The 8,604-nt window shown below is 63.9% G+C and carries 5 protein-coding genes; all 5 read left to right on the forward strand.

Annotated elements, in window-relative coordinates:
* Positions 1-36 precede the first annotated feature (36 nt).
* The 5 genes from HHL27_RS00600 to HHL27_RS00620 all read left to right on the forward strand — a co-directional run bounded on the left by HHL27_RS00600 (position 37) and on the right by HHL27_RS00620 (position 8,308).
* Positions 37-1,662, forward strand: a complete 1,626-nt coding sequence (locus HHL27_RS00600; protein WP_169491451.1) for an adenosine deaminase family protein — start codon at positions 37-39, stop codon at positions 1,660-1,662.
* Positions 1,663-1,844: 182 nt separating this feature from the next.
* Positions 1,845-4,310: a TonB-dependent siderophore receptor gene (locus tag HHL27_RS00605; RefSeq protein WP_169491452.1), complete on the forward strand. Its 2,466-nt coding sequence runs from the start codon at positions 1,845-1,847 to the stop codon at positions 4,308-4,310.
* A gap of 82 nt (positions 4,311-4,392) precedes the next feature.
* Positions 4,393-5,508: a purine nucleoside permease gene (locus HHL27_RS00610; protein ID WP_169491453.1), complete on the forward strand. Its 1,116-nt coding sequence runs from the start codon at positions 4,393-4,395 to the stop codon at positions 5,506-5,508.
* Between the two features lie 28 nt (positions 5,509-5,536).
* The gene (locus HHL27_RS00615; protein ID WP_338114785.1) at positions 5,537-6,895 is read left to right on the forward strand and encodes an 8-oxoguanine deaminase; all 1,359 of its coding nucleotides are present in this window, start codon (positions 5,537-5,539) and stop codon (positions 6,893-6,895) included.
* 6 nt (positions 6,896-6,901) lie between these two features.
* Positions 6,902-8,308, forward strand: coding sequence for a uracil-xanthine permease family protein (locus HHL27_RS00620; RefSeq protein WP_169491455.1), 1,407 nt, complete (start codon positions 6,902-6,904; stop codon positions 8,306-8,308).
* The last annotated feature ends 296 nt before the right edge of the window (positions 8,309-8,604 follow it).

The following is an 8,604-nucleotide window of genomic DNA, read 5'->3' on the forward strand; positions in this document are numbered from 1 at the left end:
CAGTGCAAAACGAACGGGGGCGCACATGACAGGGGAATGGTCGATGCAGATCGCTGCCTGCACCGTGTCCCGGCCTTTCGCCCCACTCGCCTGCATCGCACCATTGCTTGCGCCGTGAAGTCGCTGTCGATCCTCTCCCTCTCGGCAGTTTTTGCGGCGCTATTGCCCGCCGTCTCGCTTGCTCGTCCACTTCCGCTGGACCCGGCGCGCGAGGCGGCGGTCTCCTCCCTGTTCGAGGCTGCCCGCCAAAGCCCGACGCACTTGCGCGTCTTTTTGCGGCCGATGCCCAAGGGGGGCGATCTCCACAACCACCTCGGTGGAGCGATCTACGCTGAGGATTACCTGCGCTGGGGTGCCGAGGCCGGCTTGTGTGTGTCGGCCGATGGCCTGTCGGTCGCATCACCGCCTTGCGCCGAGGACCGCAAGCTCTCAACGTTCAGCCAGAACGATGAGTTCGGCTATGATCGGCTGGTTCATGCGCTTTCCACGCGGGGCTGGCAGCGGGGCGTGGGGCGCAACGATGCCACCGGGCACACGCAGTTCTTCCGCTCGTTCGCGCGCTTCGGCCCGATCGGGTCGCAGTCGGCAAGCAAGATGCTGGCCAGCGCTCGCGCGATCGCCGCCGGTGACAACCTCTCTTACCTGGAGTTGGACCACAACACGACCACGCTGATGGACGCGGTACTTGCCGCCCCTGCCGGGGTCCTGACCGAGCGCGATCTGCCAGCGCGGCTGGATGGCGAGATCGCGGCGTTGCAGCCGCTGCTCGCCAAGGCGCGCGCCGAACTGACCACAGACGAAGCGACGTCTGCGGCCGTGCTTGGCTGCGCCGGCGCCCATCCTGATCCAGGGTGCGGCGTTTCTGTCCATTACCTTTTCCAGGCGATGCGCGCCCTGCCGCCTACGCAGGTATTCCGCTCGCTGATCCTCGGCTTCATGATGGCCGATGCGGACCCGCGCTTCGTCGGCGTCAACATCGTCATGCCCGAAGATGCGATGGTCGCGCTGCGGGACTACGACCTGCACATGGCGATGTTCCGCCTGCTCGAGGCGAAGTATCCCCACGTCCGCCGTACGCTTCACGCTGGCGAACTGACGCTCGGTCTTGTGCCGCCTGCGGAACTGCGAAACCACATAGGCAAGGCGCTCGATGCGGGAGCCGAACGAATTGGCCACGGCACCGACATCGCGTTCGAGGATGACGCCGAAGCGACCATGGCGCGCATGGCTCGCGATGGCGTTGCGGTCGAGATCAATCTGACCAGCAACGACGTTATCCTTGGCGTTCACGGGGCGGACCATCCCGTGCAGCTTTATCGCGACCACGGCGTGCCGGTGGTCCTGTCCACGGACGATCAGGGCGTGCTCCGTTCGGACATGACCAATGAATATGTCCGCGCCGCGCGCGAACAGGGGTTCGACTACCGCGCGCTCAAGCAGGCTGCCCGCAGCGGACTTCATTACGCTTTCCTTCCAGGCAACAGCCTCTGGACCGATTTCGCGGCATTGCGTCCGGTGGATGCGTGCGGGACCGACCTTGCCGCGCCCGCCTGCGCCCGGTTCCTCGAACGCAACGAGAAGGCCCGGCTGGAAGCCGACTTGGAGGCGCGTTTCGCAAAGTTCGAGAGCGATCGGTTGGCGGTCGCTTCGCGCAAGTCATGACTGTGGCGTGCAAGCCGCAGCTGCAAGAAAAGTTTCACATGTTCGCATCTGACGTATGGCATGCCGCAATGCAGCATGATTGAGTGGGATAGGGCATGCGCTTGGGGAGAGGCGCTTGGCAATCAAATGTGCAGCGGGAATCCAAGGGTTCCCTGCCGCCATCAACAGGGGGGTTTGAAACCATGACTGCTCGTATGAAAACCGTTGATGCTGCGCTGCAAGCGCGGCTTCGTCGCCATATCCTTGCCGCAGGGCTGCTCGCTTGTACCGCGATGTCGGCCCCGGCCCTCGCGCAGGACGCGCCCGCGCCTGCCGACGATCCGAAGGAAGAGATCGTCGTCACCGGCTCGCTCAACGCGCTGCCGCTGAAGGACGTCGGCACGGTCTTCGGCTTCGACAAGAACCTTGTGGAAACGCCGCGATCCGCATCCTCCATTTCGAAGGAGCAAATGGAGCGTTTCGGTATCACCGAAATTTACGACCTCGTGGCGCAGTCGCCCGGAACGTTTACCAACTCTTTCTTTGGTGTCGGCGGCGCCTTGGACATTCGCGGCACACCTGGCGAAGTCTATTTCCGCGGCATGCGTCGTCTTGACAACCCCGGCAACTATCCCACGCCGATCGGCGCTTCTGATCGCATCGACATCGTGCGAGGCCCTGCATCGCCGATCTTTGGTCCGTCGAAGACCGGTGGCTACATGAATTTCGTGCCCAAATCGGCTCGTGTGGCCAACGGCAAGTACATGGACAGTGCGGCGGGCCAAGTAACCTACACTGGCGGCAGCTGGGGCAAGCACGTCCTTTCGGCGGATATTCGGGGGCCGGGGCACCTCGGCACACAGGAGTTCGGGTACAGCCTTTATGCGGAAGTAGAAGATTCGGGCAGTTACTACCGCAACATGAGCACCAAACAGACCATCCTGCAGGCTGCCTTTGACACCGACCTCGCTTCGAACCTGCGCCTCGAATTCGGCGGAATGTACCATGATTTCAAGGGGCAGCAGAACGGCGGCTGGAACCGTCTGACGCAGGATCTGGTCGACAACGGCACGTATATCACGGGTTCGGCAAAGCCACTCGACACCAATGGTGACGGCCAGATCTCGCACGGCGAGGCGGCTGCAGCCAATGGCGGGCTTGGGCTCAACCCGTTCGGGAGTGCCTTTTGTTCTACACCGCCGTTCTCCAATCCCTTCGGGGGGCTGACCAACGCCTGCCTTGCAGCGGTCTATCCGGATATGGGCTTGACCAACGTTGGCACGGCCAAGCTCAGCCGCCGGGATACGCTGACCGGAAAGAATGACCGGCTCGATAACACGGCTAAAACGGGGTATCTGGACCTGATCTTTGACGCTGGCGAAGATTTCGAAATCAAGAACCAGTTGTTCTATGACGGCTACACAAACATCAACGAGAATACTTATGGATTTTCGCAATTCCATGATTCGTGGGTGATTGAAGACAAGATCGTCATTTCCAAAACCTTCCGGACCGATGTCGGAAAATTCGCGATTCAGGCTTCGCCCTCGTTCCGCTACACGAGGTTCAAGCATGGCGACGATTTCAACTACGAGTACTTCCACCGTGTCGATCTGACGAAGGGCTATGACGCCTTGTCAGATCGCCTGCTTTCCACCGAATGCGACTGCAACTACACGTCGTATCTCAAGGGTCACTATTCCGACATTGGGCTGGCCGGTCTGGCGGACCTCGATTTCAACTTCGGCCTCGATCTCACGCTCGGCGCTCGTTACGATTACCTGAAAGTGACTACCGTCGACATCGCGGCAAAGCTTGAGGATCCGTCTTCGGCAGCCAGTGCGCGTGGTGGCAAGGGCGCATGGTCGTGGTCGGCCAGCGCCAACTACAAGACGCCGTTCGGCCTGGTTCCTTACGTGACGATTTCCCGGCAATCGACGGTTGTTGCTGGGCAGGGCGCGGAAATCTATGCCGGCGACGTGACCTCGGGAGCTTTCATCAGCGCCTCGAAGCTTTACGAAGGCGGGGTTAAGGGGACGTTCCTCGACAACCGCCTCTACGCCGCCTTGTCGATCTACAAGCAGACCCGCACCGACCGCAATTCGCAGGCCATCGTCACCAACCAAGCTGTCGAGACCAAGGGCATCGAAGCTGAAGTCCGCTGGTCGGTCGACAAGCACCTTCTGCTTACCGCCAACTACACGAAGACAAGGGTTTACAACCTCACGGCCATCGGCAGTGGTGCGTTGTTCAGCTTCTTCGGCATCGAAGACTTGAAGGGCCTTGACCCGGCCTTGTTCCTCGGCGGGCAGCCTATCGGTCTTGTGCCTATCGCGAACAAGGAGGCCTCACGCCGCGCTGGTATCCCCGAGGATCTCTATTCGGCAACGGCGACGTACTCGTTCGACAATGGCCTCGCCGTCGCGGGGAGCATCACCCATGTCCCGTCGGTGTTTTCGGGCCAGTCGCAGGTAGTAAAGCTTCCTGCTTATACCCTGGTCGATGCAAGCCTGTCCTACGCCACGGGCCCGTGGCTGTTCCGCGCGGTCGTGAAGAACTTGACCGACGCGAAGTACTTCCGTGCCAACTTCACCGAACTGTTCGGCAGCACGATCGCTCTGCCCGAGCGTCCGCGCAGCTGGCAGGCTTCGGTGGTCTACAAGTTCTGATGTCCTGACGCGGGGCAGGGGGCGTCTCTCGCAAGAGGCGTCCCCTTTCTCCGCGATGTTTTAAAGTTTCGAGGTTATATTGATGCAATTGCTGGCCTGGGCCGTTCTGTTTGCCGGCGCGTTCTTCGCGACGGTTTCGCCGGGCCTTGCAACCCCTGTCGCCCCTCCGGCGCTCGTCGCCCGGGTGAAGGCCTGCGCGCCAGCCCGGCCATGTGCTGCCCGGCTTCCGGTACGTGTCGTCGTGGTGACGATGTTCGAGATCGGCAAGGACACCGGCGACAAGCCCGGCGAATTCCAGCTCTGGAAGGAACGCCGCAAGCTCGACGTCACGCTGCCCTTCCCGCAGGGCTGGCACGATCTCGCCTACGATCCCCAGACCGGCGTGCTCGCCATCGTCACCGGCATGGGCTCGATCAAGTCGGCCACTGCCGCGCTCGCCCTCGGCCTCGATGATCGGCTGGATCTGTCGAAGGCGTATTGGCTCGTCGCGGGTATCGCGGGGATCGACCCTGCCGATGCCTCGGTCGGTTCCGCCGCCTGGGCGCGCTTCCTCGTCGATGGCGACATCGCGCACGAAATCGATGCGCGCGAGATTCCGGCCGACTGGAAAACCGGCTACTTCGCCCTGCACAGCAAGGGTCCGTCCGATCCCACGCCGCTCGATCCCGTCAATGGCGAGATGTTCGAATTGAACGCGGCGCTGCGCGACTGGGCCTTTGCCCTGACCAAGGACGTGAAGCTGCCTGATGATGCGACGATCACGGCCGCCCGCGCCCACTATGTCGGCTATCCCAACGCGCAGAAGCCGCCCTTCGTGCTGAAGGGTGACAACCTTGCCGCGATGACCTTCTGGCATGGCGCGAAATTGACCGATTGGGCCAACGACTGGACCCGCTTCTGGACGCGCGGGCAGGGTGAATTCGTCACGTCGGCGATGGAGGAAACCGGCACGTTCCAGTCGATCGAGTACCTCACCCGCGTCGGCCGCGCCGATCGCAACCGCGTCATGGTGCTGCGCGCGGGCAGCAACTTCACTATGCCGCCACCGGGCGTCGCCCCGGCACCCTACCTGTTGAGCGAGAACCAGGGCTATGCCGGGATGACCGCCGCACTCGAAAGCCTCTATCTGGTCGGCGGCAAGGTGGTCGATGAGATCACCACCCACTGGGATCGCTACGAAAAGGCCCCGCCCAAATGAGCACGGCTGGCTAGGGCGGACCGGAACCGTGGCGCTCACGCTTATCCGCAACGCTGCCGTTGTCGCCACGATGGACGATGCCGCCCGAGAAATTCCTGGCGGCGCCATGGCTTTCCGCGACGGGGTGATCGTCGCGGTCGGCACCACCGTGGAGCTTGCCGCTTTCGCGCGCGACGCCGATACGATCGTCGAGGCGCAGGGTTGCGTGATCACGCCCGGCCTCGTCAACACCCACCACCATCTTTACCAGTCGCTCACCCGCGCCCTGCCGGGCGCGACTGAGGCCTCGCTGTTCGGCTGGCTCAAGCGGCTCTATCCGGTCTGGGCGCGCTACACCCCCGACGATGTCTTCGCCGCGACGCAGCTGGGCCTCGCCGAGCTGGCGCTTTCGGGCTGCACCATCAGTTCGGACCACCTCTACCTCTTCCCGAACGGCGTGACGCTCGACGATACGATCCATGCCGCCGCGGGCATCGGGGTGCGCTTCCATGCGACGCGCGGCAGCATGAGCGTGGGCGAGAGCTTGGGTGGCCTGCCGCCCGACAGCCTGGTTGAGCGCGAGGATGCGATCCTTGCCGACTGCATCCGCGTGATCGATCGCTTCCACGATGCCGCCGACGGCGCGATGGTCCGCGTTGGCGTTGCGCCGTGCTCACCGTTCTCCGTCAGCCAGGGCCTGATGCGCGATGCGGCCCTGCTCGCGCGCGACAAGGGGGTGATGCTCCACACCCATCTCGCCGAAGATGCCGACGATGTGGCGTTCAGCCTGGAACGGTTCGGCTGTCGTCCGGGACAATACGCCGAGGAGCTTGGCTGGACCGGGTCGGACGTCTGGCACGCGCATTGCGTCCAGCTCGACCACGCCGAGATCGACCTGTTCGCGCGAACGCGCACCGGGGTCGCGCATTGCCCAGGCTCCAATTGTCGGCTCGGTTCGGGCATCGCGCCGATTCTGGCCATGCGCGATGCGGGCGTGCCCGTCGGTCTCGGCGTCGATGGATCCGCCTCCAACGACGCGGCCAATCTGCTGGGCGAAGCCCGGCAGGCCATGCTGCTCCAGCGTGTGAGCCACGGTGCGGGCGCGATGGCGGCGCGCGAAGCGCTGCATATCGCCACGCGCGGCGGTGCCGAAGTGCTTGGTCGCAGCGATCTTGGCCAGTTGCGCGCAGGCTTTCGCGCCGACTTCGCGATCTGGGACATGGCGCAGCCCGCATCGACCGGCGCCTGGGATCTGGTCGCCGCGCTGGTTCTCGCCCCCCCGCATCAGGTCCGCGACCTTTTCGTCGAGGGAAGGGCGGTCGTCCGTGGCGGCGAACTTGTCCGCATCCCACGCCATCGCATCATCGCCGCCGCGCAAGCCTCGCTTGCCCGGCTCATGCAGGAGTAGCCGTCCATGTCGGGAGCCGAGCGCACGTTGGTTGGGCGCAAGTCCGTCGCCACCCGCGAACAGAAGCGCGATCCCGACTACTTCCCCGGCTACGCCAGCGCGATCCCGCTCGGCATCCAGCATGTCCTTGCGATGTTCGTTTCGAACCTCACGCCGCCGATCATCGTTGCAGGGGCTGCCGGCTTCGGCTTCGGTTCGGCAGACCCCGCGCCGCTCATCTACATGATCCAGATGTCGATGTTCTTCGCAGGGCTCGCCACGCTGATGCAGACGGTCGGCCTCGGCCGCGTCGGTGCCCGCCTGCCGCTCGTGCAGGGGACGAGCTTTGCCTATATTCCAATCATGATCCCGATCGTTGCCGGGCGCGGTCCCGCCGCGATGGCGGAACTGTTCACGGCGGCGCTGGCCGGCGGGCTGGTCCATGCCGGGCTCAGCCGCTTCGTCGGCCGCATCCGCTTTGCCCTGCCGCCGCTCGTCACCGGCCTCGTCGTCCTGATGATCGGGCTGTCGCTGATGCGGATCGGCGTGCAGTACTCGGCCGGCGGCGTTCCGGCGATCGGGACGCCCGCGTTCGGATCGGCGCAGAGCTGGCTGCTCGCCGGCGTCGTCGTCGTCGCCACGCTCGGTCTAAAGTTCTTTGCCTGCGGCATATGGTCGACCGCCTCCGTTCTGCTCGGCCTGCTTGCCGGATACGTCGTCGCCTTCGCGATCGGCCGCATCTCGTTCGCTCCGGTGGCAGAGGCGCACTGGGCCATGTTACCCGCGCCATTTCCGTTCGGCTTTGCCATCTCCGCCTCGGCGGTGATCGGCTTCGTGCTGACCGGCTTTGTGTCTTCGATCGAATCGATCGGCGATGTCGAGGCGATCTGCGAGGGCACGGCGGGTCGTCGCGCGAGCGATGCCGAACTCCAGGGCGCGGTTGCTGCCGACGGAGTGGGCACCGCCCTCGCCGCAGCGTTCGGTGCGATGCCCAACACGACCTTCAGCCAGAATGTCGGCCTTATCGCCATTACCGGGATGATGAGCCGGCACGTGGTCACGCTGGGTGCCGTGTTCCTGGTCGTCTGCGGCCTGGTGCCGAAGATCGGCGCACTGGTCACCACCATTCCGATCGAGGTGCTCGGCGGTGGGGTGATCGTGATGTTCGGCATGGTCGCTTCGGCGGCGCTGTCGATGCTGGCCACCGTCGAATGGAATCAGCGCAACATGCTCATCTTCGGCGTGAGCCTCTCGCTTGCGCTCGGCCTGCAGCTCGAGCCGGAGGCGCTGGCCCATCTGCCCCAGACCGCCAAGGTGCTGCTTGCCTCGGGCGTTCTGCCCGCGGCGTTTCTTGCTGTCCTGTTGAACCTCGTCCTGCCGCACGCAACCGCAGAGGATGTCGAGGAAGCGCAGGCCGTTCCCGCCGCCGTGTAGGGTTCGGGGCCCTCTTTTCCGACAGGAATTGCCCCATCCGAATCGATTCTCATGCGATTCTCAAAAGGCGGAAGCCGGCAGAATGCCTGAGGCATTGACGAAACCCGCAGAAAACCTCGGGTTCGAGAAGCCGCGCAACAAAATTGCAAAAACCGTTTGACGGTAGAGAATCCCCTCCATATATGCGGCGTCACCGGCAGGGACGCTGCTTCGAAACGCTTCGAAGGGATGGTTCAGCTGGTCGCCACATAGGACGGACACCTGGTTCCCCCGATCGCAAGAAAGCGGGGAGGGAA

Origin of the sequence: Novosphingobium olei (assembly GCF_012927405.1) — a bacterium.
Lineage (GTDB): Bacteria > Pseudomonadota > Alphaproteobacteria > Sphingomonadales > Sphingomonadaceae > Novosphingobium > Novosphingobium olei.